The following is a 24,743-nucleotide window of genomic DNA, read 5'->3' on the forward strand; positions in this document are numbered from 1 at the left end:
CCGCCCCTATACTGCGCGGCAAAAGGCGGGGGCAGGGACATGGCGGAACCGGCCACACCGGGCACGTTCAACATCGTGATCGTCGGACAGGGCGGGCGGCTGCAATACGAGGCGCTGATCTTTGCCGCCTCGCTGCGGGCGATGTCGCCGGGGTTTTCGGGCCGTCTGCTGGTGGCAGAGCCGCAGCCGGGGCCGCTCTGGCGCAGCGATCCGCGCATCGCCGGGGCCGAGACGCGCGACCGGCTGGCCGAGTTCGGGGCCGAGATCGTGCCGTTCGAGAGCCGCCATTTCGGCCAGTCCTACCCATACGGCAACAAGATCGAGGCGCTCCTGGCGCTGCCCGAGGGCGAGCCCTTCGTGTTTTTTGATACCGACACGCTGGTGACGGGTGATCTGGCCGATGTGCCGTTCGATTTCGACCGCCCCACCGCGTCCTTGCGCCGCAGCGGCACCTGGCCCGAGCCGGACCTCTACGGCCCCGGCTATACCGCGATCTGGAAATCGCTCTATGACCGGTTCGGCCTCGATTTCGCAAGCTCGCTCGACCAGCGCCAGCCCGACGAATACTGGAAGCGCTATCTCTATTTCAACGCCGGGTTCTTCTTCTACCGCTGCCCGCGTATCTTTGGGCAGCGGTTTCTCGACTATGCCCTCGCCATCCGCGACACGCCCCCGCCCGAACTGGTGTGCCAGTCGCTCGATCCGTGGCTCGACCAAGTCGCGCTGCCGCTGGTGATCCACGCGCTTGGCGGCGGGCGCGACACGCTGCCAGAGGGGCTGCTGGATGGCGAGGTGACCTGCCACTACCGCACGCTGCCGCTGCTTTATGCGCGCGAGAGCGACCGGGTGATCACTGTCCTCGAAGAGGTGACCGCGCCGCAGCGGATCAAGAAGGTGCTCAAGGACTACGACGCCATCAAGCGGATGATCTACCAGGGGCGCGGCACCAAGGTGCGCGCGCTCTTCGACCAGGACAACCTGCCCCGCCGCGAACAGGCGATCCGCAACACGATCAAGCGCAACGGGTTCTGGATGCGTTGAGGGGGCGGTGTTGGTCTTGGGCGGATGTTAACCGTTTCAGAGACAAGCCGCGCAGGGGGATGCACGCGGTCGCCCCCTCACCCGGCGAACACATCATCCATATCGGCGAATCCCTTGATCTCAATTGGATTTCCGCAGGGATCACGGAAGAACATGGTCCATTGTTCACCCGGCGCGCCCTCAAAGCGCACCGAGGGCGGGATCACGAATGCGACCCCCGCCGCCTCAATCCGCGCCGCCAGATCGCGCCAGAGCGGCAGCGGCAGCACCACCCCGAAATGCGGCATCGGCACCATGTGGTCTCCGACCTTGCCGGTGGCCTGCGTGGCAAAAGGCTGGCCAAGGTGAAGCGACAGTTGATGACCGAAGAAATCGAAATCCACCCAGGTCTCGGTGGAGCGCCCCTCGACCCCGCCCAGAAGGGTGCCGTAAAACGCGCGGGCCGCCTCAAGATCGGTGACGTTGATCGCCAGATGGAACGGATTTGGCATGTTTCTTCTCCCCCTCACAGTTGCGTGCCCCACATCAATGCCGTAACCCGGAAGCCAAGCATTTCGCAAGGAGGGGCGTCACATGGCCTATGGTTTCGACACGTTGCAAATTCACGCGGGCGCACGCCCCGACCCGGCCACCGGCGCGCGCCAGACCCCGATCTACCAGACCACCGCCTATGTATTCCGCGACGCCGAACATGCCGCCGCGCTCTTCAACCTGCAAGAGGTGGGCTATATCTATTCGCGCCTGACCAACCCGACCGTGGCCGCGTTGCAGGAGCGGGTGGCGACGCTGGAGGGCGGCGCGGGGGCGGTGTGCTGCTCGTCGGGGCACGCGGCGCAGATCATGGCGCTTTTCCCGCTGATGGGGCCGGGGCTGAATGTGGTGGTCTCGACCCGGCTTTACGGCGGCTCGATCACGCAATTCAGCCAAACGATCAAACGCTTCGGCTGGTCCGCGAAATTCGTCGATATCGACGATCTCGACGCCATCGCGGCGGCAATTGACGACGATACCCGCGCGGTGTTCTGCGAATCCATCGCCAATCCGGGCGGGCATATCGCCGATCTCGACGCCGTGGCGGCGGTCGCCGACAAGGCCGGTTTGCCGCTCATCGTCGATAACACCTCGGCCACGCCTTACCTGTGCCGCCCGATCGAGCATGGCGCGACGCTGGTCGTCCATTCGATGACAAAATTCCTCACCGGCAACGGCACGGTGACGGGCGGTGCCGTGGTGGATTCGGGGCGGTTCGACTGGTCGGCCTCGGACAAGTTCCCCTCGCTCAGCGCGCCCGAACCCGCCTATCACGGGCTGAAATTCCACGAGACCTTCGGCCCGCTCGCCTTCACCTTCCACGGCATCGCCATCGGCCTTCGTGATCTCGGCATGACGCTCAACCCGCAGGCGGCGCATTACACGCTGATGGGGATCGAGACGCTGAGCTTGCGGATGCAGCGGCATTGCGAGAATGCCGTGCGCGTGGCCGGATGGCTCGAAAAACATGAGGCTATCGAGGGCGTTACCTATGCCGGACTGCCCTCCTCGCCCTATCACGACCGGGTGGCGCGGATCTGCCCCAAGGGCGCGGGGGGCCTTTTCACCGTGGCGCTCAAGGGGGGCTATGACGCCTGCGTGCGCTTTGTCGATGCGCTGGAGCTTTTCAGCCATGTGGCCAATCTCGGCGACACGCGCAGCCTTGTGATCCATTCGGCCTCGACCACGCACCGCCAATTGACCGAAGAGCAGCAAATCGCCGCCGGGGCCGCGCCCAACGTGGTGCGCATCTCCATCGGGATCGAGGATGCCGAGGACCTGATTGCCGATCTCGATCAGGCACTGGTCAAGGCAGGGGGGTAACCCCCTTCACACCGGATCAACGTCATCCTCCGGCTTGACCGGAGGATGACGTTGGCGCGGAGTTCCTTGGGTCAGGCCCGAGGATGACGGGGAATCGCGCGTCTCCGCCGGTTGACCGCCGCGCGCGGACGCGTCACTCTCGACGATGACGGTTGAGACTCCCGAAGAGGGTGCGTGCGTGCTAAGACAGTCATGATGAAACCGAATTTCGCTCTCGACCTGTCGTTTGACGGCATCACCCTCCTGCATCGCGCGGGCGAGGCGGGTTGGCATGTCGTGGGCGATGTCGCGCTTGACACGCCCGAGTTTGCCCGCGATCTTGCGGCGCTGCGCCGCAAGGCCACCACGCTCGACCCGGCGGGGCTGCGCACCAAGATCATCATTCCCGACGATCAGATCCGCTATCTCGACATTCCCGCCGCCTCTGCCCCGCACGGCGATCACGACACGGCGGCGGCGGATGCGCTGGACGGGGCGACGCCCTACGCGCTCGACGATCTCGCCTTTGACTGGGCGGTGAGTGGCGACCGGCTCCAGATCGCCGCCGTCGCGCTGGAAACGCTCGACGAGGCCGAGGGGTTCGCGCGCGAGCACGGGTTCAACCCGGTGTCGTTCGTGGCCTGCCCCGATCCCGCGCGCTATGCCGGGGAGCCGTTCTTCGGCATGACCGAAGAGGCCGCGGCAACCGGCTTGGTCGAGCGCGACACCGGCCCGATGAAGCGCCTCGGCGCGGTGCCCGAGCCTGTCGACGGCAACGCGCCTGCGCCAGAGGCCGCGCCGGTCACGTTTTCCAGCATTCGCGCCGAACGGGGGCTGCCGCCCGTGACGGCACCGCGCCTTGAGGGCGTGGCGCGCATCACGCCGGGGCCGCTGCCCGATGCCGAGGCGCAGGCCATCAGCGGGGCCGCGCAGGCAAGCCTTGCGCCGCGCGATGACGCCGATGCAGCCGCCCCGCCGCCGAAACCGCCTGCCCCTACGCCGTCGCGCAAGGCCGCCGAGGGCATAGCGGCCACCGGGCAGAAAAAGTCCCCGCTCACGGCACCGCCGCCGCCCCCGGCGGGCGAGACCGTAACGCCCCCTGACAGCCCCGCCCAGTCACCGGTCGACGAGGCCGAGCGCATGACCATCTTTGGCGCGCGCAACAAGGCAGGCGCAAAGCGCGGCAAGCCGCGTTTCCTGGGGCTTGCCCTGACGGCGGCGCTTTTGGTGATCATGATCGGGGTGGCGGCCTGGGCGGCAATCTTTCCGCAATCGGGTATCGGCAGGCTGATACGCGGGGCCGAGCCGCAAATCGCGGTAACGCCCGACATTCCCGAACTTGCGATCACCGCGCCAAGCGCGCTCGACACCGCCGCCGAAACACCCGCCCCCGGCGCAGCAACCGACACAGCAACCGAGACCACGCCGGACATCGCCCCCGAAAGCGCCCCCGAGAGCGCCCCGGAGCCTGCACCGGAAACCGCACCGGAAATCGCCGCCGTTGCCCCCGCACCAGAGCCCCCCACCGCCACCTGGTCCGAGCCGCGCACGCTTGAGGAGGCGCGCACCCGCTATGCCGCCACCGGGATCTGGCCCACGGCCCCCGATGCGCCGGTTGAGCCGGAGACCGACCATCTTGACACCTTCTACCAAACCTCGATCGACGCCGCGCTGAATTTCGGCGATGCCATCGCCCTGCCCGAGGCCAGCCGCCTGCGCGCCGAGCCGGTGCCGCCGCGCCCGGCCCTGCCACCGCCGCCGGGCACAACCTTCGCGCTCGATGCCCGCGGCCTTGTGCAGGCCACGCCCGAAGGCGCGCTGACGCCCGAGGGCGTCCGCGTTCATGCCGGGCCGCCCCCTGTCCGCCCGCCCGACACGCCGACGCGCGCGGTGCCCGTGCCCGGCCTCAGCCCCACCGGTGCCGCCGCCGAGGCGCGCGACGCCCTGTCGGGCATCCGGCCACGCCAACGGCCCGAGACGCTTCTCGAGAACCACGAGCGCGGGGCCCTGGGTGGGCGCACCCGCCGCGAGATGGCAACGCTGCGCCCCCGCCTCCGCCCGACGACGGTCACCGCCACCCGCGCCGCAGCCACGACCGCAGCCACGACCGGGGCCACGGACACGGTGGCGATTGAGACGGCACTCACCGGCGCGATGGAACAGGCCGTTCCCGCATCGCTCAAACCCCGCCTGCGGCCTGCCGCGATTGCGCGCAGCGCGGCCCCGCCCGCAGACCCCGAACCCGATGCCCCTCAGGCCACCGCCGCGCCGCGCATCCCCACATCCGCCTCGGTGGCGCGCAGCGCAACCGAGCGCAGCGCAATCAACCTGAGGCAGGTCAATCTCATCGGCGTCTACGGCACACCGTCCGACCGGCGTGCGCTGGTCCGGCTGTCGAACGGGCGCTATCGCAAGGTGCAGATCGGCGACCGTATCGACGGCGGCCAGGTTTCCGCCATCGGCGATACCGAGTTGCGCTATACCAAGAGCGGGCGCAGCGTGGTGTTGCGGCTGCCCCGAGGCTGACAGACACACCGCTGCACAGGGCGGCACATATTGGGTCGGGGTGATGGACGGGTTTCTGTTTCAGGCGACAATCCTGCTTTTGGCAATGGTGATCGCGGTGCCGCTGTCGGCACGGCTCGGCTTTGGCTCGGTGCTTGGATATCTCGCGGCCGGGATCGTGATCGGGCCGGTTCTCGGACTGGTCGGCGGCGATGCGACGAGCGAATTGCAGCATGTGGCCGAATTCGGCGTGGTGATGATGCTGTTCCTGATCGGGCTGGAGCTGGAGCCGCGCGCGCTTTGGGACATGCGCCACCGGCTGTTGGGGCTGGGCGGGCTTCAGATCGTGCTCACCACCGGGGCGATCATGCTGGGGGCCATGTGGCTTGGCCAGACATGGACGGTGGCGCTTGCCATAGGCCTGACGCTGGCGCTCTCGTCCACCGCGATCGTGCTGCAAACGCTCAATGAAAAGGGCCTGATGCAGACCGGCGGCGGGCGCTCGGCGTTTTCGGTGCTGCTCACGCAGGATATCGCGGTGATCCCGATGCTGGCGCTGCTGCCGCTGCTCGCGGTGCCGCGCACGGTGGATACCGTCTTTGCCACCGTGATCGAGCGCGCCAAAAAGGCGCAGCCGCCCGCAGAGGCCCCCGCGCACGAGGCGGCGCAGAATTTCATCGCAGGCCTGCCCGGCTGGGCGGCGACGCTGGTGACGGTGGCGGCGGTGGCGGCGATCATCCTTGCCGGTATCTACCTCACGCGCCCGGTGTTTCGCTTCATCCACACCGCGCGGCTGCGCGAGATGTATACGGCGCTGGCGCTGCTCATCGTGGTGGGGATTTCCTACCTGATGATGCTGGTGGGCCTGTCGCCCGCGCTCGGGGCCTTCCTTGCCGGGGTGGTGCTGGCCAATAGCGAGTTTCGCCACGAGCTGGAAAGCGATCTTGCGCCGTTCAAGGGGCTGCTGCTGGGCATGTTCTTCATCACCGTGGGCGCGGGGATGAATTTCACGGTGCTGCAAGGCGCGCCGTTCCTGGTGCTGGGGCTGGCAGCCGGGCTGATCGTGGTCAAGGGCAGCATCCTCTTCGTGCTGGGTCGCATATTCCTGCTGCGCGGACGCGACCTGTGGCTGTTTACCCTGTCGCTGGCGCAGGCCGGGGAATTCGGCTTTGTCCTGGTGGCCTTCTCGAACCAGCAAAGCGTGCTGCCACGCGGGCTTGACGAAGTGCTGTTGCTGGTGATCGCGCTGACCATGCTCATCACGCCGCTGCTGTTCCTGATCTTCGACAATCTGGCGCGGCGCATGGCCGACGGTGCCCCCGCCCCCGAGGCCGAGGCCGACAAGATCGACCGCACCGGGCAGGTCATCATCGCCGGGATCGGGCGGTTCGGGCAGGTGGTCAACCGGCTGGTGCGATCAAGCGGCTTTGACACCGTGGTGCTCGACAACGATCTGGCCGCGATCCAGCGGATGCGGCGCTTTGGCGTCAAGGGATTTTTCGGCGATCCCACCCGCCCCGACCTGCTCCATGCCGCGGGCCTTGCGCAGGCGCGCGTTCTGGTCGCGGCGCTTGACAATCCCGACGCCTGTGTGCGCCTCGTGGCCTTTGCCCGGCGCGAGCGGCCCGACCTGCATATCGTGGCGCGCGCGCGCGACCGCACCCATGTCTTTCGTCTCTACAAGGCCGGGGCGAACGACATCGTGCGCGAGCTTTTCGACGGGTCGCTGCGCGCCGGTCGCTATGTGCTCGAGAATGTCGGGCTGAGCGAATTCGAGGCGGCTGAGGCGGAAAAGACCTTCTACCGCCACGACCGGCAATCGGTGCGCGAACTGGCCGCGCTGTGGGATCCGAACGTGCCGACGATGGAGAACGCCGCCTATATCAAGCGCGCGCGCGAGCTTGAGGCGGAATTGCAGACGATGCTCCTGAGCCAGATCGAAGACGGCACGCCCGCCGCCGAGGCACGCCGCGACGACTGATGAGGGGCACGCATGCGCGTCCCAAATCACTCCGCGCTGTCGGCGGGGCTTGCGTTGAGCAGGCCATAACGCTCTGCCCCGAGGCTGTCATAAAGCTCGATCTGCGTCTCCAGAAAGTCGATATGCCCCTCTTCGTCGGCGATCAGTTCCTCGAACAGGTTCTTGGACACGTAATCGGCCACGCTCTCGCAGTGACGGCGCGCCTCGATATAGAGCGCGCGGGCATCCTGTTCCGCCGCAAGGTCCGAATCGAGCGTCTCTCGCAGGGTCTGGCCGATGCGCAGCGGATCAAGCTTTTGCAGGTTCGGGTGGCCACCAAGAAAGATGATCCGCTCCACGAGCCGATCCGCATGGTGCATTTCTTCGATGCTTTCCTCGCGGGATTTGGCCGCGATCTTGCCGTATCCCCAGTCTTCCTGCAGGCGGTAGTGCAGCCAATATTGACTGACGGCGGTCAACTCACTCCTGAGCGCCTTGTTGAGATACTCGATTACCTTCGCGTCGCCTTTCATGGAGGCCTCCCTGTGTGGGCGCGTGCCGAAGTGCACGCAGATGCATGGGGACGGCAAGGTTAACCTGCCTGCTCATTGTGTCAATAAAAAGTGGCAGACAACCGCCGCAATCCGCGCGCTTGCCCAACGCGCGATAGACCTTGCCGGGGGTAATGACCGTTTCAGGGTCCGCGGCGCGCATCCAGTCCACCGCCCGCCGGATATCGGCGTCGCTGATGGCCATGCAGTGACAGATGATCATCGGTCTGGTCTCCCTTGTCAGTGCACGGTGGTGCCTTTGGGGCACGCCGCCGTCATCGTGGGCGCGGCACATAACGTAGCGCGATGAAGGTGCAACCCGAACCGCGACGCCGCGTCGGTCAGGCACAGGATGGCGTGCCCCTCCACCATCAGGCTGGCCAGCCAGAGCGCGTCCTCGCGCTCGCCCAGCGCCGCCGCCCGCACGAAGCGCGCGAACGCCGCCTCGTCGGCCCCGACACAAGGGCAGTGCGGCGCATGGCACGCGAGCGCCCGCCGCCGCGATACGCCGAGGATGCCCGCAAGGTCGCACATCGCGGCCATCGCCGCCGCCGCCTGCGCCTCGGACATCCGTCCGCGCAAGACGCCAAGCGCCGCCCCCGCCCCGCCACGGTTCCAGCCGCGCAGCGCCGCGATGACAAGCGCGGCCAACGGCTCCATGCCCGCCATCGCCGCCACGGGCAGCTCTCCGGAAAGATCGCGCGCGTGTTTCATTTCGTCAGGATCAGCTTGTCGGCGCGGGTGATGCGCAGGGTATAGGTCTGCCCGTCAAGCACGATATAGGCGATATTGCCGCCCTCGGTCAGGGCGCGGGCGTCGTGGCAGGCGGCTTCTGCCGTCAGGCTGTGGTCGGGTCCGGTCTGGGCGCGGATCATCTGTTGGCCTCCGTCTCTCGGCGGGGACGCGCGAACCCGTCCCCTGTCTGATGAAAGATGCCGGGCTGACCGGTGCGGCTTGGCTTGGCCCGCTTAATCTGACTTATTTACTAAGATACGTCAATCCAGATTATTTTCGTCAGATTACCCGTGCTTGATCTTCGCGGCTGCGCGGTTATCTATGCATCATCACGGGGTGTATGAATCATGATACGGTTTTCTCTGAAATGCGACCGCGAGCATCGCTTCGATAGCTGGTTCCAATCCGCCGCAACCTTCGAGCGCCTGCACGCATCGGGACTGCTGGCCTGTGCGGTTTGCGGCTCGCAGGGCGTGGAAAAGGCGCTGATGGCCCCGCAGGTTCAGGGCACACGCGAGGCGCAGCCGCTCAGCGCGCCACCAAGCCCGGCAGAGCAGGCGATGGCCGAATTGCGCCGCAAGGTCGAGGCGAATGCCGATTATGTCGGCCCCCGATTCGCACAGGAAGCGCGCGACATGCATGACGGCACCGCCCCCGAACGCGCGATCTATGGCGAGGCCAAACCCGATGAGGCGCGCCGCCTGATCGAGGATGGCGTGCCGGTCATGCCGCTGCCCTTTGCCCCCCGCCGCAAATCGAATTGAGAGACCCCATGCATATCGTCATCACCGGCGCATCACGCGGCATTGGAGCGGCACTGGCCGCGCGCTACCGCGCCGAGGGCCACGACGTGACCGGCACCGCACGCGCGGGCGGCGGCGATCTGGTGGCGCTCGACGTGACGCGGGCGGAGGATTTCCGGCGGCTGGCCGCGCATCTGGACGGGCGCGCCGTCGATCTGCTGATCTGCAATGCCGGGATCTATGCCGACAAGGGCCAGAGCCTCGACACGGGTTATCCGGCGGCGATGTGGGCCGAGACATTCGCCACCAATGTCACCGGCGTGTTTCACGCGGTGCAGGCGCTGCTGCCCCATCTGAGGGCGGCAGGGGCGGCGAAGGTCGCCATCATCTCCAGCCAGATGGCCAGCCATACCCGCGCGCCGGGGGGCAGCTATATCTATCGCGCCTCCAAGGCCGCCGCGCTCAATCTGGGGCGCAACCTTGCCGCCGATCTGGCCCCCGAGGGGATCGCCGTGGGCATCTATCATCCCGGCTGGGTGCGCACCGACATGGGCGGCGGGGCGGCTGATATCTCCGTAGACGAGGCGGCAGAGGGGTTGATCGCGCGGTTCGCGGCGCTTGGCCCGGACAGCACGGGCTGTTTCCAGACATGGGACGGGCGCGACCATCCCTATTGAGGGGGGAGGCCTTCAGTGGACGGTGAGGGAGCCGCGCATCGACGGGCCGCGGTGCGGCGATCCAACGTGAGTTTGGCAGCACTTTATCGCGCCAAATCCGAAAAACCTCAAAGCATCGCGCAAGCGGCAGCCAAATCGCCGTGCCGGTCGGGCGGCCCGGCGATGCGCGGCGGCGCGTTCCGCGCCTTGTTCCGCGCAAGGGGGCTGCACCTCGAACGCCCACTCAAGGCCAAACACCGCCCTTGCCGCATCGCCCCCTTCACGCGGGGATGCCCCAAGCAGCGCCCCCCTTGCGCAACACCCTTCCCGCGCGTAAACCGCGCGCGAAATTCGTGGCTCAGGATACCGTGCCCATGTCCCTTCTCGTGATGAAATTCGGCGGCACCTCGGTTGCCAATATCGACCGTATCCGCCGCGCCGCGAAGCGCGTGGGCGTCGAGGTGGCCAAGGGCCATGACGTGATCGTCATCGTCTCGGCCATGTCTGGCAAGACCAACGAATTGGTGGGCTGGGTGAACGAGATCGCGCCGCTGCATGACGCGCGCGAATATGACGCCGTCGTGAGTTCCGGCGAGAACGTCACCGCCGGGCTGATGGCGCTGGTGTTGCAGGAAATGGATATCCCGGCGCGAAGCTGGCAGGGCTGGCAGGTGCCGCTTCTGACCAATGCCGCCCATTCCGCCGCCCGGATCGAGGAAATCCCCACCGCCAATATCACCGCCAAGTTCACCGAGGGGATGCGCGTGGCCGTGGTCGCGGGGTTTCAGGGCCTAAGCCCCGAGGGCCGCATCACCACGCTGGGGCGCGGCGGATCGGACACCACGGCGGTGGCCTTTGCCGCCGCGTTTGGCGCGGTGCGCTGCGACATCTATACGGATGTGGACGGGGTCTATACCACCGATCCGCGCATCAGCGCCAAGGCGCGCAAACTCGACAAGATCGCCTTCGAGGAAATGCTCGAACTGGCCTCGCTTGGCGCGAAGGTGCTGCAAACCCGTTCCGTCGAACTGGCGATGCGGTATAATGTGAAACTGCGTGTGCTCAGCAGTTTCGAGGAACAATCGGACGAGGCCGGCACGCTTGTCTGCGCCGAGGAGGAAATCATGGAATCGAACGTCGTAAGCGGCATCGCCTATTCGCGCGAAGAGGCGAAAATGACCCTTGTGTCGGTCGCCGACCGCCCCGGCATCGCGGCGGCGATTTTCGTGCCATTGGCCGAGGCCGGGGTGAACGTGGACATGATCATCCAGAACATCGCCGAAGAGGGGCGCACCGACATGACCTTTTCATGCCCCACCGATCAGGTGAAACGGGCTGAAAAGGCACTGAGCGAGGCGAAGGCGGCGGGCCAGATCAACTATCACGACCTGATCGCCGATACCGATGTGGCCAAGGTCTCGGCGGTGGGCATCGGGATGCGCAGCCAATCGGGCGTGGCGGCGAAAATGTTCAAGACGCTGAGTGATGAAGGAATAAACATCAAGGTGATTGCAACCTCCGAGATAAAGATTTCCGTGCTGATCGACCGGAAATACATGGAACTTGCGGTGCAGGCGCTGCATGATGCGTTTGATCTCGACAAGGCGGCCTGACGCCCCGCGCCGTGGCGACGCAGGGCAAGGCGGACGCCTCTGAACCGGCCCCGGGGGGCTATGCGCGATGAGCGGCACAGTAAAGACCGACAGCCGCCAGATGCTTGGTCGCCTGCGCGCGATCATGGCCGAGGAGGGCGGCGGCCAGACCCGGCTTGACCGCATCACCCGGCTTATCGCCGAGGAAATGCGCGCCGAGGTCTGCTCGATCTACCTGTTCCGCGATGTGGATACGCTCGAACTTTGCGCCACCGAGGGGCTCAAGGCCGAATCGGTTCACGAAACACGGCTGCGGCTTGGCGAGGGGCTTGTCGGGCGGGTGGCGAAATCGGGCAATGTCATCAACACCGATGATGCGCCTGCGGCCCCCGGCTTTCGCTACATGCCCGAAACCGGCGAAGAGGCCTATTCGTCTTTCGTCGGCGTGCCGATCCAGCGCCTTGGCGAGAAACTCGGCGTGCTGGTGACGCAATCGCAAAAGGCGCGGCAATTTACCGACGAGGAAATCTACGCCCTCGAAGTGGTGGCGATGGTGCTGGCCGAGATGGCCGAACTGGGCGCCTTCGTGGGCGAGGGCGCGGCGATGAAGGCCCGCCACAGCCAGCCGGTGATGTTCAAGGGGGGCAGCGCGCAAGAGGGGGCCGCGCAGGGCCATGTCTGGCTGCACGAGCCGCGCGTGGTGGTGACCAACCCCATCGCCGAGGATCCGGTGCGCGAGTTGGAGCGCCTCCACGAGGCCGTCGAGACCCTGCGCGTCGGAGTGGACCGGATGCTGAGCTCGGCGCAGGGCGGCGACAATGACCAGCTCGAGGTGCTCGAAGCTTATCGGATGTTCGCCAATTCGCGGGGCTGGATGCGCCGGATGGAGGCCAATATCGACAGCGGCCTCTCGGCCGAGGCGGCGGTGGAAAAAGAGCAATCCGCCGCGCGCGCGCGCATGGCGCAGGTGGGCGATGCCTATTTGCGCGAGCGGCTGAACGATCTCGACGACCTGTCGAACCGGCTTTTGCGCATCCTTACCGGGCAGGGCCACGAGACCGGGGCCGAAATGCCCGCCGATCCGATCCTTGTGGCGCGCAATATCGGCCCGGCGGAATTGCTGGATTACGGGCGCACCCTGCGCGGCATCGTGCTCGAGGAGGGGGCCGTGGGCAGCCATGCCGCGATCGTCGCCCGCGCGCTGGCCATTCCGCTGGTGATCCACGCCGCGCGAGTCACCACCGAGGCGCTCAACGGCGATGCGATCCTGGTGGATGGCGATCAGGGCATCGTGCATCTGCGCCCCGACGATGCGGTGACCGTGGCCTTCCGCGACAAGATGGCGATGCAGGCCCAGGCACAAGAGCGATATGCCTCGATCCGAGACAAACCCGCCGAGACGCTCTGCGGCACGCATATCACGCTCAAGATGAACGCGGGGCTGATGGCCGATCTGCCCAGCCTGGAGAGCTCGGGCGCCGACGGGGTGGGCCTTTTCCGCACCGAATTGCAATTCCTCATCCGCAGCCACATGCCCAAGCGCGCCGAGTTGAGCGCGCTTTACGGTCGCGTGATGGACGCGGCCAAGGGCCGCCGCGTGGTGTTTCGCACGCTCGATATCGGCTCCGACAAGGTGCTGCCCTACATGAAGGCCAACGACGAGCCGAACCCCGCGATGGGCTGGCGCGCGGTGCGCGTGGCGCTGGAAAAGCCGGGCGTGATGCGGATGCAGCTTCAGGCGCTCATCCGTGGCGCGAAGGGCAGGCCCTTGTCGGTGATGTTCCCGTTCGTGGCGCTGCATGACGAATACCGCGCCGCCCGCGCCGAGATGGACAAGGCGCTGGAGCGCGAGCGCATCCTCGGCCATCCCTTGCCGTCGGAACTCGAGGTGGGCGCGATGTTGGAAACGCCATCGCTCGCCTTCGCGCCGGATGCGTTCTACCGCGAGGTGGATTTCCTGTCGGTGGGTGGTAACGATCTCAAGCAGTTCTTCTTTGCCGCCGACCGCGAGAACGAACGCGTGCGCCGCCGCTACGACATGCTCGACATGAGCTATCTGAATTTCCTCGAAGGCATCATCTATCGCTGCGCCACGCTCGGCACGCGGCTGAGCTTTTGCGGCGAGGATGCAGGCCGCCCGGTCGAGGCCACATGCCTTGCGGCCCTCGGATTTCGCACGCTGTCGATGCGGCCAGCCTCCATCGGCCCGGTCAAGAGCCTGCTGCGCCGCACCAACCTGCGCGAGTTGCGCGACATCCTTCACGAGGAGCGCGACCGTGGCACGCAGAACCTGCGCCCCGCCGCCACCGCCTATCTGCGCTCCAACCTCTGAGCCTGCCCGCCCCCCTTGCCCCCCTGTGCGCCCCCGCACGCGCCCTGCGCGGCGCTATGGATTATCCCCGCCGCCGCCCTGCCCTATCTCTGAGGCATGAAAAGGAGGCTCGATCATGGGACAACTGGTCAACGGCATCTGGGAAGACACGTGGTATGACACCGCCTCGACGGGCGGCAAATTCGTGCGCTCCACGGCGAAATTCCGCAACTGGATCACGCCCGACGGTGCGCCGGGGCCGGGTGGCGAGGGCGGCTTCAAGGCCGAATCGGGGCGCTATCACCTCTACGTCGCCTATGCCTGTCCCTGGGCGCATCGCGCGCTGATCTTTCGCGCGCTCAAGGGGCTGAGCGATCATATCGGCGTCTCGGTGGTGCATCCCGACATGCTGACCGAGGGATGGGAATTTCGCACCGATTACCCCGGCGCGACCGGCGACACGCTTTACGGCCTGCCATTCGCGCGTGACATCTACCTCAAGGCCGACCCGAAGATTTCAGGCCGGGTGACGGTGCCCATCCTGTGGGACCGGGAGCGCGAGACCATCGTTTCCAACGAATCGAGCGAAATCATCCGCATGTTCAATTCGGCCTTTGACGGCATCACCGGCAACACCGATGATTACTGGCCCGAAGACCTGCGCGAGGCCATCGAACCGGTCAACGCGCGCATCTACGACACCGTCAATAACGGCGTCTACAAGGCCGGGTTCGCCACCAGCCAGGCGGCCTATGATGCCGCCGTGCATCCGCTTTTCGACAGTCTCGACTGGCTGGAGGCGCGCCTCGGGCAAAACCGCTACCTGATGGGCGAGCGGCTGACCGAGGCGGATTGGCGGCTCTTCACCACTCTCATCCGGTTCGATCCGGTCTATCACCTGCATTTCAAATGCAACCGCAAGCGCATCGTCGATTACCCCAATCTCTGGGGCTATCTGCGCGAGCTTTACCAATGGCCGGGCGTGCGCGACACGGTGAATTTCGACCATATCGTGCGCCATTATCATTACAGCCACGAGACGGTGAACCCGCACCGGATCATCCCGATCAACCCGGTGCTGGACTATGACGCGTCCCACGGTCGGGGCTGAGAAAGGCGCGGATCGCGGCGGCCACGGGTTCAGGGTGGGTGATCGGACCCATATGCCCCGCACCTTTGATGCGCGTGCGCGCCGCATCCGGCAGCCGCGCGGCCAGCCCGTCATTGATCGCGCCGACGATGGCGGGCGAGCGCGCGCCCTCCATCAGCAGCACCGGGGCGGTGATCCGGGTGAGCGCACCCGAGGCCAGCATCCCGCCCGCATCCCCGTAAAGCGCCGGGGCGGCGGCCTCAATGAGCGGCATCTGCGCGGCCATACGGGTACGCAGGGTCTCGGGCAGGGCCTCCCACGCGTCGCCCCCGCCCCAGACTGACAGGAACCCGCGCGCCGCAGCCGCCATGTCGCCGCGCGCCATGCCGGCCGCATAGCCTGCCATATCGGCCTCGTGACCCGCGCGCAGATCGGGCCGGTCGGCCAACGCCACGGCGAAGAACACCGGCTCATAAAGGATCAGCGAGCGCACCAGGTGCGGATGCTCCACCGCCAGCCGCAGCGCCACCGTCGCGCCAAAGGAATGGCCGAGGATGTCGGCGGGGCCGTCGATGAGGTCGGCGGCGATGGCGGTGCTGGCGGCCTGGATCTCGCCCGGCCCGCCCCAGGCCGCGCTCTGGCCGTGGCCGGGCAGATCAAAGGCGGTGATCGTCAGCAGGTCGTCGAGCGCGTGCGACACCCCCGCCCAGGCACCGGAATGCGACATCGAGCAGTGGATGGCCAGCGCGCGACGCGGCCCCTGCCCCATCACGTGCCAAAAGACCCTGCGCCCGGCGCGCGCGTCACGCGGCATGGATCAGAGCTTGCCGTCAAGATGCAGGTCGAGATCCTCCAGCCGGTCCTGCCCCCAGAACATCTGCCCGCTATCGACCACGTAAGACGGCGCGCCGAACACGCCCGCCTCGACCGCCGATTCCAGATTGGCGGCATAGGTCTCGGCCCCCGTCAGAAGCCCGCTATCGGCGAGGGCCGGATCGAACCCGGCCTTGGCCAGGCAGTCGCGCACCACACCATCCTCGGCGATGTCGCGCTCCTCGGCCCAGCAGGCGCGCAGCACGGCCTGCACGAGGGCACCAACATCCCCGCCGCCCGCGTTCTGCGCGGCGATGATCGCATAGGAGGACGGTGCCGGGTTGGTCGGCCAATGCGCGGGCTTGAGGTTCAGAGGCAGGCCGCGCTTTTTCGCCTGACGCGGCAATTCCTGCGCGCGATAGGTATTGCGCGAGGGGTGGCGCTCGGCGGGCGCGGTGCCGCCGGTGCGCGCAAACAGCGCCATGATGTCGAGCGGTTTGTAGGTCACGCTCGCCCCATGGCGGGCCGCGATACGCTCAAGCCCGTCCGCCGCGAGATAGGCAAAGGGCGACAGGGTCGAGAAATAATAGTCGATATGGGCCATTTTGGCGCTCTCCAGTTCCAGCACAGGTTTGCGGGACGGTAGGGCCATGCTAAGCGATGCGCAACATCACGAATCTGTCAAAGAGACAACCGGGGACACCAACATGGCCGCCAATATCGAACCGAAGCTGATTTCGGGCAATGCCAATATGCCTTTGTCCAAGGCCATCGCGCGGCGCATGACCATGCATCGCGGCATGAGCGTGGGCCTTGTCGATGCGCGCATCGAGCGTTTCAACGATCAGGAAGTGTTCGTCGAGATATTCGAGAACGTGCGCGGCGAGGATATGTTCATCATCCAGCCGACATCGAAGCCGGCCAATGACAACCTGATGGAACTGCTCATCATGGCCGACACGCTGCGCCGCTCCTCAGCGCGGCGCATCACCGCCGTGATCCCCTATTTCGGCTATGCAAGGCAGGATCGCCGCACCAAGGCGCGCACGCCCATCTCGGCCAAGCTGGTGGCCAACATGATCGTCGGGTCAGGGATAGAGCGGGTGCTGACGATGGACCTGCACGCCGCGCAGATTCAAGGGTTTTTCGATATCCCGGTGGACAACCTCTATGCCTCGCCGATCTTTGCGCTGGATATCGCGGCGCAATTCGGCAGCGCGATTTCCGATGTGATGATCGTCTCGCCCGATGTCGGCGGCGTGGCGCGGGCGCGCGAATTGGCCAAGCGGATCGGGGCGCCGCTTTCGATCGTGGACAAGCGCCGCGAGAAGGCGGGCGAGGTGGCGGAAATGACCGTGATCGGCGAGGTGACCGACAAGATCTGCATCATCATCGACGACATGTGCGACACGGCAGGCACCATGTGCAAGGCCGCCGAAGTCCTGATGGAGCAAGGCGCGCGCGAGGTGCACGCCTATACCACCCACGGCGTCATGTCCGGCCCGGCGGTGGAGCGGATCACCAATTCGGTGCTGAAATCCATGGTCATCACCGACACGATCCAGCCCACCGAGGCGGTGGCGGCGACGCCCAACATACGCATCGTGCCGACCGCGCCGATCTTTGCACAGGCGATCCTCAATATCTGGAACGGCACCAGCGTGTCATCGCTGTTCGAGGCCGACTCGCTCGAGCCGATCTACGAGGGTCTTCTGGGGCACACCGGCAAGGCATGATGAAACGGGGCGGAGGGTCACGCGAACACCTCCGCGCCCCGGCTTGTCGGCTCTCGCCCGGCCTGCTGCCGATTTCCCGCCCGGATTTCGCGGCAGGCGGGGGCGCGTGACACGACGTTCGCGATGGTGCATTCGCCCGGTCACGGGGAATCTGGCAGGATTTATCAAGGGTCGGCGCGGTGAAAGCTAATCTTTTTTAGCCTCTGCTGGAGGCGCAATAGGTCGCAGTTGCGCCAACGCCGTGAAAAACAATAGTATTCTATAGTATACAATCGTTTTCAACCCGCTTGCCCGACGGCAAAGCCTCTGCTACATCCCAGCCGAATATCGGTGTTTCCAAAGTTTCACCGCAGACCAACGCCCCCGGTCGCGACCATGTGTCAGACGGGACCAACCGGGGCCAGATTATCGGAAGGGTGGACGTGTCCGAACCAGCTTCGATTTCATCCGGCATCGCCGTGCGCTATGCCACAGCCGTCTTCGAGCTTGCGAAAGAGGCCAAATCGCTGGCCCCGCTCGAAGCCAATCTCGATGATCTCTCGGCGGCGCTCGATGCCAGCGCGGAGTTTCGCGCGCTGATCGGCTCGCCGGTGCTGAGCCGGGGCGATCAAGGCGCGGCCATCACCGCCATCGCCGACAAGATGGGCCTCGTGCCCGAGCTCAAGAACGGCCTCGCGCTCATGGCCGCCAAGCGCCGCCTCTTCGTTCTGCCGCAGCTTGTCGCCATCCTTGGCCGCATGATTGCCGAGGACAAGGGCGAGGTCAGCGCCGAAGTGACCAGCGCCAAGGCGCTGTCGAAAGCGCAGGCCAACAAGCTCGCAAAAACCCTCAAGGCGCGCATCGGGCGCGACGTGAAACTCAAGGCGACCGTCGATGAAAGCCTCATCGGCGGTCTTGTCGTCAAAGTGGGCTCCAAGATGATCGACACCTCGATCCGCTCGCGGCTCGATTCCCTCCAGAATGCAATGAAAGAGGTCGGATAAATGGGTATCCAAGCAGCAGAAATTTCTGCGATCCTGAAGGACCAGATCAAGAATTTCGGCAAGGACGCCGAAGTTGCCGAGATCGGTCGGGTTCTGTCGGTCGGCGACGGGATCGCGCGGGTTTACGGGCTCGACAACGTGCAGGCCGGTGAACTTGTCGAGTTTCCGGGCGGCATCATGGGCATGGCGCTCAACCTTGAAAGCGACAACGTGGGCGTCGTGATCTTCGGCTCCGACCGCGACATCAAGGAAGGCGACACCGTCAAGCGCACCAAGTCCATCGTGGACGTGCCGATCGGTGACGGGCTTCTGGGCCGGGTCGTCGATGGCCTTGGCAACCCGCTTGACGGCAAGGGCCCGATCAAGTCCGACACGCGCGGCCTTGCCGACGTGAAGGCCCCCGGCATCATCCCGCGCAAATCGGTGCACGAGCCGATGGCCACCGGCCTGAAATCGGTGGACGCCATGATCCCGATCGGGCGCGGCCAGCGCGAGCTTATCATCGGCGACCGCCAGACCGGCAAGACCGCCGTGGCGCTCGACACGATCCTGAACCAGAAATCCTATAACGAGGCCGCAGGCGACGACGAGGGCAAGAAGCTCTACTGCGTCTATGTCGCCATCGGGCAAAAGCGCTCGACCGTGGCGCAGCTTGTGAAGAAGCTGGAGGAATCCGGCGCGATCAAGTATTCGATCGTCGTCGCCGCGACCGCCTCGGACCCGGCGCCGATGCAGTTCCTCGCGCCCTACTCCGCCACCGCGATGGCAGAGCATTTCCGCGACAACGGGCGTCACGCGCTCATCATCTACGATGACCTGTCCAAACAGGCCGTGGCTTACCGCCAGATGTCGCTGCTGCTGCGCCGCCCGCCCGGCCGCGAAGCCTATCCCGGCGACGTGTTCTACCTCCACTCCCGCCTGCTGGAACGCTCGGCCAAGCTCAACGAGGACAACGGCTCCGGCTCGCTCACCGCGCTGCCGATCATCGAGACGCAGGCCGGCGACATCTCGGCCTTTATCCCGACCAACGTGATCTCGATCACCGACGGCCAGATCTTCCTCGAGACCGACCTGTTCTACCAGGGCATCCGCCCCGCCGTGAACACCGGCCTCTCGGTGAGCCGCGTTGGTGGCTCGGCGCAGACCAATGCGATGAAATCGGTCGCAGGCCCGGTGAAACTGGAGCTGGCGCAGTATCGCGAGATGGCGGCCTTCGCGCAGTTCGGCTCGGACCTCGACGCCGCGACGCAGCAATTGCTCAACCGTGGCGCGCGCCTGACCGAGTTGATGAAGCAGGCGCAATATTCGCCGCTCACCAATGCCGAGATCGTCTGCGTGATCTATGCGGGCACCCACGGCTATCTCGACAAGATGCCCGTTGGCGATGTCGGCCGGTTCGAGGAAGGGCTGCTCAGGCATCTGCGCGGCAAGCACCAGGACCTGCTCGACTACATCACCAAAGAAGATCCCAAGATCAAGGGTGATGCCGAGGACAAGATCAAGGCTGCGCTGGACGAATACGCCGCCGATTTCGCGTAAGGGAGAGAGACGGCAATGCCCAATCTCAAGGACCTGAAAAACCGGATCGCGTCGGTCAAATCGACCCGCAAGATCACCAAGGCCATGCAAATGGTTGCCGCGGCGAAGCTTCGCCGCGCGCAGGAGGCCGCGGAAATGTCGCGGCCTTATACCGAGCGTTTCAACGCCGTGATGGCCAAGCTGGCCGCCTCGGTCGGCGATGCCGAGAACGCGCCGCGCCTGCTCAGGGGCACCGGCGATGACAAGGTGCACCTGCTCGTGGTCATGACCGCCGAGCGCGGGCTTTGCGGTGGCTTCAACGCCAATATCGCCAAGCTCGCCAAGGCAGAGGTGGCAAACCTCCTGGCCGAGGGCAAGACGGTCAAGATCCTGACCGTCGGCAAGAAGGGCCGCGACGCGATGAAGCGCGACTTTGCGCAATATTTCATCGACCATGTGGACATGAGCGAGGTCAAGCGTGTCGGCTACGCCGATGCGCAGGCGGTCGCGGCCAATGTGCTCAACCGTTTTGACGCGGGAGAGTTCGACGTGGCCAAGATCTTCTATTCGCAGTTCCAGAACGTCGTGACGCAGATCCCGACCAATCAGCAGATCATCCCCGCCGATCTGGGGGAAACCGAAGAGGCCGATCCCGGCACCTTCTACGACTTCGAGCCCGACGAGACCGAGATCCTCGCCGAGCTTCTGCCGCGCGGTGTCGCGACGCAGATTTTCAGCGCGTTGCTGGAGAACGGGGCCTCGGAACAGGGCGCGCGGATGTCGGCGATGGACAACGCCACGCGCAACGCGGGCGACATGATCGACAAGCTGACCATCGAATACAACCGTTCGCGTCAGGCCGTCATCACCAACGAGCTGATTGAAATCATTTCCGGCGCGGAAGCGCTGTAAGACAAACCGGAGACGAAACATGGCAAACGCAAAAGGCAAAGTGACCCAGGTCATCGGCGCCGTGGTGGACGTGCAGTTCGGCGACGACCTGCCGGCGATTCTCAACGCGCTGGAAACCGACAATCACGGCAAGAAGCTGATCCTCGAAGTGGCGCAGCATCTGGGCGAGAACACCGTGCGCACCATCGCGATGGACGCGACCGAGGGCCTTGTGCGCGGTCAGGAAGTGACCGATAGCGGCGCGCCGATCTCGGTGCCGGTGGGCAGCGCCACGCTGGGCCGCATCATCAACGTGGTCGGCGAACCGATCGATGAAAAGGGCCCGGTCAACGCCACCGAGACCCGCGCCATCCACCAGCCCGCGCCCGAGTTTTCCGAGCAGTCGACCGAGAGCGAAATCCTCGAAACCGGCATCAAGGTCGTGGACCTGCTTGCCCCCTATTCCAAGGGCGGCAAGATCGGTCTCTTCGGCGGTGCCGGTGTGGGCAAGACGGTTCTCATCATGGAGCTGATCAACAACATCGCCAAGGTGCACTCGGGCTACTCGGTCTTTGCCGGTGTCGGCGAGCGGACGCGTGAGGGCAACGACCTTTACCACGAGATGATCGAATCGAACGTCATCAAGCCCGACAACCTCGAGGAAAGCCAGGTGGCCCTCGTCTACGGCCAGATGAACGAGCCGCCGGGCGCGCGTGCCCGTGTCGCGCTCACCGGCCTGACGCTGGCCGAGCAGTTCCGCGACCAGTCGGGCACCGACGTTCTGTTCTTCGTCGACAACATCTTCCGCTTCACGCAAGCGGGCTCCGAGGTGTCGGCGCTTCTGGGTCGTATCCCTTCCGCCGTGGGCTATCAGCCGACGCTGGCCACCGACATGGGCGCGATGCAGGAACGCATCACCTCGACCAAGCAGGGTTCGATCACGTCCATTCAGGCCGTTTACGTGCCTGCGGATGACCTCACCGACCCGGCCCCGGCTACGACCTTCGCCCACCTCGACGCGACGACCGTTCTGAGCCGCGCGATTTCCGAGCTTGGCATCTATCCCGCCGTGGACCCGCTTGATTCGAACTCGCGCCTGATGGACCCGCAGATCGTGGGCGAAGAGCACTATCAGGTGGCGCGCGATGTGCAGGGGATCTTGCAGCGTTACAAGAGCTTGCAGGACATCATCGCCATTCTCGGCATGGATGAGCTGTCGGAAGAGGACAAGCTGACCGTGGCCCGTGCCCGGAAGATCCAGCGCTTCCTGTCGCAGCCTTTCGACGTGGCCAAGGTCTTCACCGGCTCCGACGGCATCCAGGTGCCGCTCGAGGAGACGATCCGCTCGTTCAAGGCCGTGGTTGCGGGCGAGTATGACCACCTCCCCGAGGGCGCGTTCTACATGGTGGGCGGCATCGAGGACGTGATTGCCAAGGCCGAGCGCATGGCCGCTGCCGCCGCCTAAGCGCCGCATGGCGGGCCGCCAACCGGCCCGCCACCCGCCACCAAGAAGGAGGCCGATATGGCTGAGACAGTTCAATTCGATCTCGTGAGCCCCGAGCGTCTTCTGGCGTCAGTCGCCGCACGCGAGGTGCAGATTCCGGGCGCCGAGGGCGACATGACCGCGCTGCCCGACCATGCGCCACTCATCACCACGCTGCGCCCCGGTATCATCCGGGTCTCGGCGGCGGATGGGGACAAGGAATACGTCGTTACCGGCGGCTTTGCCGAGATCAACGGCGAAAGCATCTCGGTTCTGGCCGAGCGGGCCCTGCCCCGCGAAGACATGACCCAAGAGGTGTTCAAGGCAATGGTGGACGAGGCAACCGACCGTCTCGCCAACGCGCAAGAGGCCTATGTCAACGAGCCTGGCCCCGTGGACGAGGCCACCAAGCTGCTCGCGGATATGGTGGCCGTGGGCGGTCATATAGGGTTGTCGGCGAACTGACGCCAAACGTCATTCCCGACCGCCAGGGGCCGCATCACGCGGCCCTTTTCTTTTGGCGTTCTCATTTCAGGCCGGACCGGTTACCGTTTCAAACCAGCGAAACGGAGGGGCCATGCAAATCCTGCTACGAGAGGCGATAGGCATCGCGCAAGGCGACGAGGCGCTCTTTACCGACTACGCCAATGGCGGCGAGATGTGGACGGGAACGGGCGACCGCGAACGGCGCAAGCGGGTGGTGTTCGATCCGCCCTTTCGCGCCGCGCCTGTGGTGCATGTCGCCCTGTCGCTCTGGGATACCGACCGCGATGCCAACGCGCGCATGGAGGTCTGCGCCGAGAACATCGCCACTGGCGGGTTCGACATCGTCTTTCGTACATGGGCCGACAGCCGCATCGCCCGCGTCCGGGTGGGCTGGATGGCCATCGGGGCCGCCCATCACGAGGATGACTGGCGCGATATCGAGTGACTGCGCCCGCTCAGGACCGCCGCAACAGCGCCAGAAATTGCTTGGAGGGCACCCCGTCCTGCGCCACGCCCGCCGATTTCTGAAAGGCTCGGATCGCGGCCACAGTGTTGGGGCCGATGATCCCGTCGATCTTCTCGATCCCATACCCCTTGTCGCGCAGGCGGCGCTGCATCTCCTTGCGCTCGTCAAAGGATAGCGGATCATAGCCGCGCGGCCAGCTCGCCTGGATCGGCGGCCCGCCCGCGATCCGGTCGGCAAGATGGCCCACGCCCAGCGCATAGGCATCGGCGTTGTTATAGCGCTTGATGACATCGAAATTGGCAAACACCATGAACGACGCCCCCGCAGGCCCCGCCGGTTGCAGGATGCGCGCCGCGCCGAAATCGCGCACCGCGCGCCCGTCGACCCCCACCACGCCCCGCGCCGCCCATTCCGACGGCATCCGTTTCGCATCGCCAAAGGACGCCCCGCGCGGCACCCGCACCTCGGTGCCCCAGGGCATCCCCTTGCGCCAGCCGAACCGCTTGAGATAGGCGGCGGTAGAGGCAAGCGCATCGGTGGGATCGTCCGACCACACGTCGCGCCGCCCGTCCCCGGTGAAATCCACCGCATAGGCGAGATAAGAGGTCGGCATGAATTGCGTGTGCCCCATCGCCCCGGCCCAGGAGCCTTTCATCCGCTCCGGCGTCACGTCACCCGATTGCAGGATCTGCAACGCCGCGATCAACTGTTTCTCGAAGAACGCGCCGCGCCGCCCGTCATAGGCCAGCGTCGCCATCGAGCCGATCAGCGGCAGATCGCCAAGGCGGGTGCCATAGGTGCTCTCCATCCCCCAGACCGCCGTCACGATTTCCTTTTCAACGCCATAATGCGCCTCGATCCGATCCAGCACGCGGCGATGACGGCGCAGCGCCGCCTGCCCGTCCTCCACCCGCTTGGGCGAGACCGCCGCGTCGAGATAATCCCATATCTGGCGCTTGAATTCGGATTGGTTGCGGTCCTTGGCCACCACCTCGGCGTCATAACGCGCATCGGCAAAGGCGCGGTCGAATACGTCGCGCCGAATGCCCTGCGCCGCCGCGCGGGCGCGAAAGCCCCTTATCCACCGATCGAACCCGGCATCACCGCTCGCCAGCGTTACGGCCGCGCCCTGCGTCACCGCCTGCGCCGTGTAAGGCCGCGCCTTGGGGCGCAGGCTGCGCACGGGCACATCCACCGAGACCACCACCGCCGCGCTCACCACGCCAGAGCCAGGGCGCGATTGCGGACGCAGCGATTCTGTCACCGAGGCCGCAGCCCCGCCGGCACATAAACACAGCACGCCCGAAATCCCGATGAGTGTCGCCCGCATTGCCTGCCTCCGTCTGCCCG

Annotated in this window: 24 protein-coding genes; 16 read left to right on the plus strand and 8 right to left on the minus strand. The window is 65.8% G+C overall.

Translation table 11 applies throughout. The annotated features are described in order from the left end of the window. The first annotated feature begins 39 nt into the window (after positions 1 to 39). A complete protein-coding gene (locus ABIE58_RS05490) occupies positions 40 to 1,041 on the plus strand; it encodes a GT-B fold glycosyltransferase domain-containing protein (RefSeq protein ID WP_354543684.1) in 1,002 nt (333 codons plus the stop codon). Positions 1,042 to 1,118: 77 nt separating this feature from the next. Here ABIE58_RS05490 and ABIE58_RS05495 read toward each other — a convergent pair whose 3' ends face one another. Next, positions 1,119 to 1,532, minus strand: a complete 414-nt coding sequence (locus ABIE58_RS05495; RefSeq protein WP_354543685.1) for a VOC family protein — start codon at positions 1,530 to 1,532, stop codon at positions 1,119 to 1,121. Positions 1,533 to 1,614: 82 nt separating this feature from the next. Here ABIE58_RS05495 and ABIE58_RS05500 point away from each other — a divergent pair, with 82 nt between their 5' ends. From ABIE58_RS05500 to ABIE58_RS05510, 3 genes are all read left to right on the plus strand, one after another. Beyond that, the gene (locus ABIE58_RS05500; protein ID WP_354543686.1) at positions 1,615 to 2,895 is read left to right on the plus strand and encodes an O-acetylhomoserine aminocarboxypropyltransferase/cysteine synthase family protein; all 1,281 of its coding nucleotides are present in this window, start codon (positions 1,615 to 1,617) and stop codon (positions 2,893 to 2,895) included. 195 nt (positions 2,896 to 3,090) lie between these two features. After that, entirely contained in the window at positions 3,091 to 5,400 is a 2,310-nt protein-coding gene (locus ABIE58_RS05505; protein WP_354543687.1) for a hypothetical protein, read from the plus strand. Positions 5,401 to 5,443: 43 nt separating this feature from the next. Beyond that, positions 5,444 to 7,360, plus strand: coding sequence for a monovalent cation:proton antiporter-2 (CPA2) family protein (locus ABIE58_RS05510; RefSeq protein ID WP_354543688.1), 1,917 nt, complete (start codon positions 5,444 to 5,446; stop codon positions 7,358 to 7,360). A 26-nt stretch (positions 7,361 to 7,386) separates the two neighbouring features. Here ABIE58_RS05510 and bfr read toward each other — a convergent pair whose 3' ends face one another. Genes bfr through ABIE58_RS05530 form a run of 4 tightly spaced genes read right to left on the minus strand, consistent with a single transcriptional unit; the run spans position 7,387 to position 8,765 of the window. Next, positions 7,387 to 7,872 (minus strand): bacterioferritin, encoded by a 486-nt coding sequence (gene bfr / locus ABIE58_RS05515; RefSeq protein WP_354543689.1) that lies wholly within the window; start codon positions 7,870 to 7,872, stop codon positions 7,387 to 7,389. Continuing rightward, complete coding sequence (locus ABIE58_RS05520; RefSeq protein WP_354543690.1) at positions 7,820 to 8,113, minus strand: (2Fe-2S)-binding protein; 294 nt, start codon at positions 8,111 to 8,113, stop codon at positions 7,820 to 7,822. The genes bfr and ABIE58_RS05520 overlap by 53 nt, the downstream gene beginning before the upstream one ends. A 17-nt stretch (positions 8,114 to 8,130) precedes the next feature. After that, positions 8,131 to 8,604: a hypothetical protein gene (locus tag ABIE58_RS05525; protein ID WP_354543691.1), complete on the minus strand. Its 474-nt coding sequence runs from the start codon at positions 8,602 to 8,604 to the stop codon at positions 8,131 to 8,133. Next, a complete protein-coding gene (locus ABIE58_RS05530; protein WP_354543692.1) occupies positions 8,601 to 8,765 on the minus strand; it encodes a hemin uptake protein HemP in 165 nt (54 codons plus the stop codon). The genes ABIE58_RS05525 and ABIE58_RS05530 overlap by 4 nt, the downstream gene beginning before the upstream one ends. 207 nt (positions 8,766 to 8,972) lie before the next feature. On the opposite strand from ABIE58_RS05530, the gene ABIE58_RS05535 reads away from it, so the two are divergent. The 5 genes from ABIE58_RS05535 to ABIE58_RS05555 all read left to right on the plus strand — a co-directional run bounded on the left by ABIE58_RS05535 (position 8,973) and on the right by ABIE58_RS05555 (position 15,038). After that, positions 8,973 to 9,389: a DUF1178 family protein gene (locus tag ABIE58_RS05535; RefSeq protein ID WP_354543693.1), complete on the plus strand. Its 417-nt coding sequence runs from the start codon at positions 8,973 to 8,975 to the stop codon at positions 9,387 to 9,389. Positions 9,390 to 9,397: 8 nt separating this feature from the next. Then, complete coding sequence (locus tag ABIE58_RS05540) at positions 9,398 to 10,045, plus strand: SDR family NAD(P)-dependent oxidoreductase (RefSeq protein ID WP_354543694.1); 648 nt, start codon at positions 9,398 to 9,400, stop codon at positions 10,043 to 10,045. A 353-nt stretch (positions 10,046 to 10,398) separates the two neighbouring features. Next, on the plus strand, positions 10,399 to 11,637 hold the full coding sequence (locus ABIE58_RS05545; RefSeq protein WP_354543695.1) for an aspartate kinase: 1,239 nt from the start codon (positions 10,399 to 10,401) through the stop codon (positions 11,635 to 11,637). 67 nt (positions 11,638 to 11,704) lie between these two features. After that, positions 11,705 to 13,948: a phosphoenolpyruvate--protein phosphotransferase gene (gene ptsP, locus ABIE58_RS05550; protein ID WP_354543696.1), complete on the plus strand. Its 2,244-nt coding sequence runs from the start codon at positions 11,705 to 11,707 to the stop codon at positions 13,946 to 13,948. A 115-nt stretch (positions 13,949 to 14,063) separates the two neighbouring features. Beyond that, a complete protein-coding gene (locus ABIE58_RS05555) occupies positions 14,064 to 15,038 on the plus strand; it encodes a glutathione S-transferase family protein (protein ID WP_354543697.1) in 975 nt (324 codons plus the stop codon). Here ABIE58_RS05555 and ABIE58_RS05560 read toward each other — a convergent pair. Beyond that, the gene (locus ABIE58_RS05560; RefSeq protein WP_354543698.1) at positions 14,995 to 15,831 is read right to left on the minus strand and encodes an alpha/beta fold hydrolase; all 837 of its coding nucleotides are present in this window, start codon (positions 15,829 to 15,831) and stop codon (positions 14,995 to 14,997) included. The two genes, ABIE58_RS05555 and ABIE58_RS05560, sit on opposite strands and share 44 nt — an antisense overlap. A 3-nt stretch (positions 15,832 to 15,834) precedes the next feature. Further along, the gene (locus ABIE58_RS05565; RefSeq protein ID WP_354543816.1) at positions 15,835 to 16,434 is read right to left on the minus strand and encodes a 2-hydroxychromene-2-carboxylate isomerase; all 600 of its coding nucleotides are present in this window, start codon (positions 16,432 to 16,434) and stop codon (positions 15,835 to 15,837) included. A gap of 103 nt (positions 16,435 to 16,537) precedes the next feature. Here ABIE58_RS05565 and ABIE58_RS05570 point away from each other — a divergent pair, with 103 nt between their 5' ends. The 7 genes from ABIE58_RS05570 to ABIE58_RS05600 all read left to right on the plus strand — a co-directional run bounded on the left by ABIE58_RS05570 (position 16,538) and on the right by ABIE58_RS05600 (position 23,372). Beyond that, entirely contained in the window at positions 16,538 to 17,566 is a 1,029-nt protein-coding gene (locus ABIE58_RS05570; protein WP_354543699.1) for a ribose-phosphate pyrophosphokinase, read from the plus strand. Between the two features lie 416 nt (positions 17,567 to 17,982). Then, the gene (locus ABIE58_RS05575; protein ID WP_354543817.1) at positions 17,983 to 18,549 is read left to right on the plus strand and encodes a F0F1 ATP synthase subunit delta; all 567 of its coding nucleotides are present in this window, start codon (positions 17,983 to 17,985) and stop codon (positions 18,547 to 18,549) included. Next, positions 18,550 to 20,088, plus strand: coding sequence for a F0F1 ATP synthase subunit alpha (gene atpA, locus ABIE58_RS05580; RefSeq protein ID WP_354543700.1), 1,539 nt, complete (start codon positions 18,550 to 18,552; stop codon positions 20,086 to 20,088). A 15-nt stretch (positions 20,089 to 20,103) separates the two neighbouring features. Next, complete coding sequence (locus ABIE58_RS05585) at positions 20,104 to 20,979, plus strand: F0F1 ATP synthase subunit gamma (RefSeq protein WP_354543701.1); 876 nt, start codon at positions 20,104 to 20,106, stop codon at positions 20,977 to 20,979. Between the two features lie 19 nt (positions 20,980 to 20,998). After that, positions 20,999 to 22,423: a F0F1 ATP synthase subunit beta gene (atpD, locus tag ABIE58_RS05590; protein ID WP_354543702.1), complete on the plus strand. Its 1,425-nt coding sequence runs from the start codon at positions 20,999 to 21,001 to the stop codon at positions 22,421 to 22,423. Between the two features lie 57 nt (positions 22,424 to 22,480). Beyond that, entirely contained in the window at positions 22,481 to 22,906 is a 426-nt protein-coding gene (locus tag ABIE58_RS05595; protein ID WP_354543703.1) for a F0F1 ATP synthase subunit epsilon, read from the plus strand. A gap of 112 nt (positions 22,907 to 23,018) precedes the next feature. Continuing rightward, on the plus strand, positions 23,019 to 23,372 hold the full coding sequence (locus ABIE58_RS05600) for an H-type lectin domain-containing protein (protein WP_354543704.1): 354 nt from the start codon (positions 23,019 to 23,021) through the stop codon (positions 23,370 to 23,372). Positions 23,373 to 23,382: 10 nt separating this feature from the next. On the opposite strand, the gene ABIE58_RS05605 is transcribed toward ABIE58_RS05600, so the two are convergent. Then, entirely contained in the window at positions 23,383 to 24,723 is a 1,341-nt protein-coding gene (locus ABIE58_RS05605; protein WP_354543705.1) for a lytic murein transglycosylase, read from the minus strand. Positions 24,724 to 24,743: the final 20 nt, after the last annotated feature.

It is taken from the genome of Roseovarius sp. MBR-78 (assembly GCF_040547535.1).
In the GTDB taxonomy this organism is placed as follows: Bacteria; Pseudomonadota; Alphaproteobacteria; order Rhodobacterales; family Rhodobacteraceae; genus Roseovarius.

Coding starts and splice junctions, on each gene's coding strand:
- ABIE58_RS05490 (WP_354543684.1), top strand. CDS start 40: ATGGCGGAACCGGCCACACCGGGCACGTTCAACATCGTGATCGTCGGA.
- ABIE58_RS05495 (WP_354543685.1), bottom strand. CDS start 1,532: ATGCCAAATCCGTTCCATCTGGCGATCAACGTCACCGATCTTGAGGCG.
- ABIE58_RS05500 (WP_354543686.1), top strand. CDS start 1,615: ATGGCCTATGGTTTCGACACGTTGCAAATTCACGCGGGCGCACGCCCC.
- ABIE58_RS05505 (WP_354543687.1), top strand. CDS start 3,091: ATGAAACCGAATTTCGCTCTCGACCTGTCGTTTGACGGCATCACCCTC.
- ABIE58_RS05510 (WP_354543688.1), top strand. CDS start 5,444: ATGGACGGGTTTCTGTTTCAGGCGACAATCCTGCTTTTGGCAATGGTG.
- bfr (WP_354543689.1), bottom strand. CDS start 7,872: ATGAAAGGCGACGCGAAGGTAATCGAGTATCTCAACAAGGCGCTCAGG.
- ABIE58_RS05520 (WP_354543690.1), bottom strand. CDS start 8,113: ATGATCATCTGTCACTGCATGGCCATCAGCGACGCCGATATCCGGCGG.
- ABIE58_RS05525 (WP_354543691.1), bottom strand. CDS start 8,604: ATGAAACACGCGCGCGATCTTTCCGGAGAGCTGCCCGTGGCGGCGATG.
- ABIE58_RS05530 (WP_354543692.1), bottom strand. CDS start 8,765: ATGATCCGCGCCCAGACCGGACCCGACCACAGCCTGACGGCAGAAGCC.
- ABIE58_RS05535 (WP_354543693.1), top strand. CDS start 8,973: ATGATACGGTTTTCTCTGAAATGCGACCGCGAGCATCGCTTCGATAGC.
- ABIE58_RS05540 (WP_354543694.1), top strand. CDS start 9,398: ATGCATATCGTCATCACCGGCGCATCACGCGGCATTGGAGCGGCACTG.
- ABIE58_RS05545 (WP_354543695.1), top strand. CDS start 10,399: ATGTCCCTTCTCGTGATGAAATTCGGCGGCACCTCGGTTGCCAATATC.
- ptsP (WP_354543696.1), top strand. CDS start 11,705: ATGAGCGGCACAGTAAAGACCGACAGCCGCCAGATGCTTGGTCGCCTG.
- ABIE58_RS05555 (WP_354543697.1), top strand. CDS start 14,064: ATGGGACAACTGGTCAACGGCATCTGGGAAGACACGTGGTATGACACC.
- ABIE58_RS05560 (WP_354543698.1), bottom strand. CDS start 15,831: ATGCCGCGTGACGCGCGCGCCGGGCGCAGGGTCTTTTGGCACGTGATG.
- ABIE58_RS05565 (WP_354543816.1), bottom strand. CDS start 16,434: ATGGCCCATATCGACTATTATTTCTCGACCCTGTCGCCCTTTGCCTAT.
- ABIE58_RS05570 (WP_354543699.1), top strand. CDS start 16,538: ATGGCCGCCAATATCGAACCGAAGCTGATTTCGGGCAATGCCAATATG.
- atpA (WP_354543700.1), top strand. CDS start 18,550: ATGGGTATCCAAGCAGCAGAAATTTCTGCGATCCTGAAGGACCAGATC.
- ABIE58_RS05585 (WP_354543701.1), top strand. CDS start 20,104: ATGCCCAATCTCAAGGACCTGAAAAACCGGATCGCGTCGGTCAAATCG.
- atpD (WP_354543702.1), top strand. CDS start 20,999: ATGGCAAACGCAAAAGGCAAAGTGACCCAGGTCATCGGCGCCGTGGTG.
- ABIE58_RS05595 (WP_354543703.1), top strand. CDS start 22,481: ATGGCTGAGACAGTTCAATTCGATCTCGTGAGCCCCGAGCGTCTTCTG.
- ABIE58_RS05600 (WP_354543704.1), top strand. CDS start 23,019: ATGCAAATCCTGCTACGAGAGGCGATAGGCATCGCGCAAGGCGACGAG.
- ABIE58_RS05605 (WP_354543705.1), bottom strand. CDS start 24,723: ATGCGGGCGACACTCATCGGGATTTCGGGCGTGCTGTGTTTATGTGCC.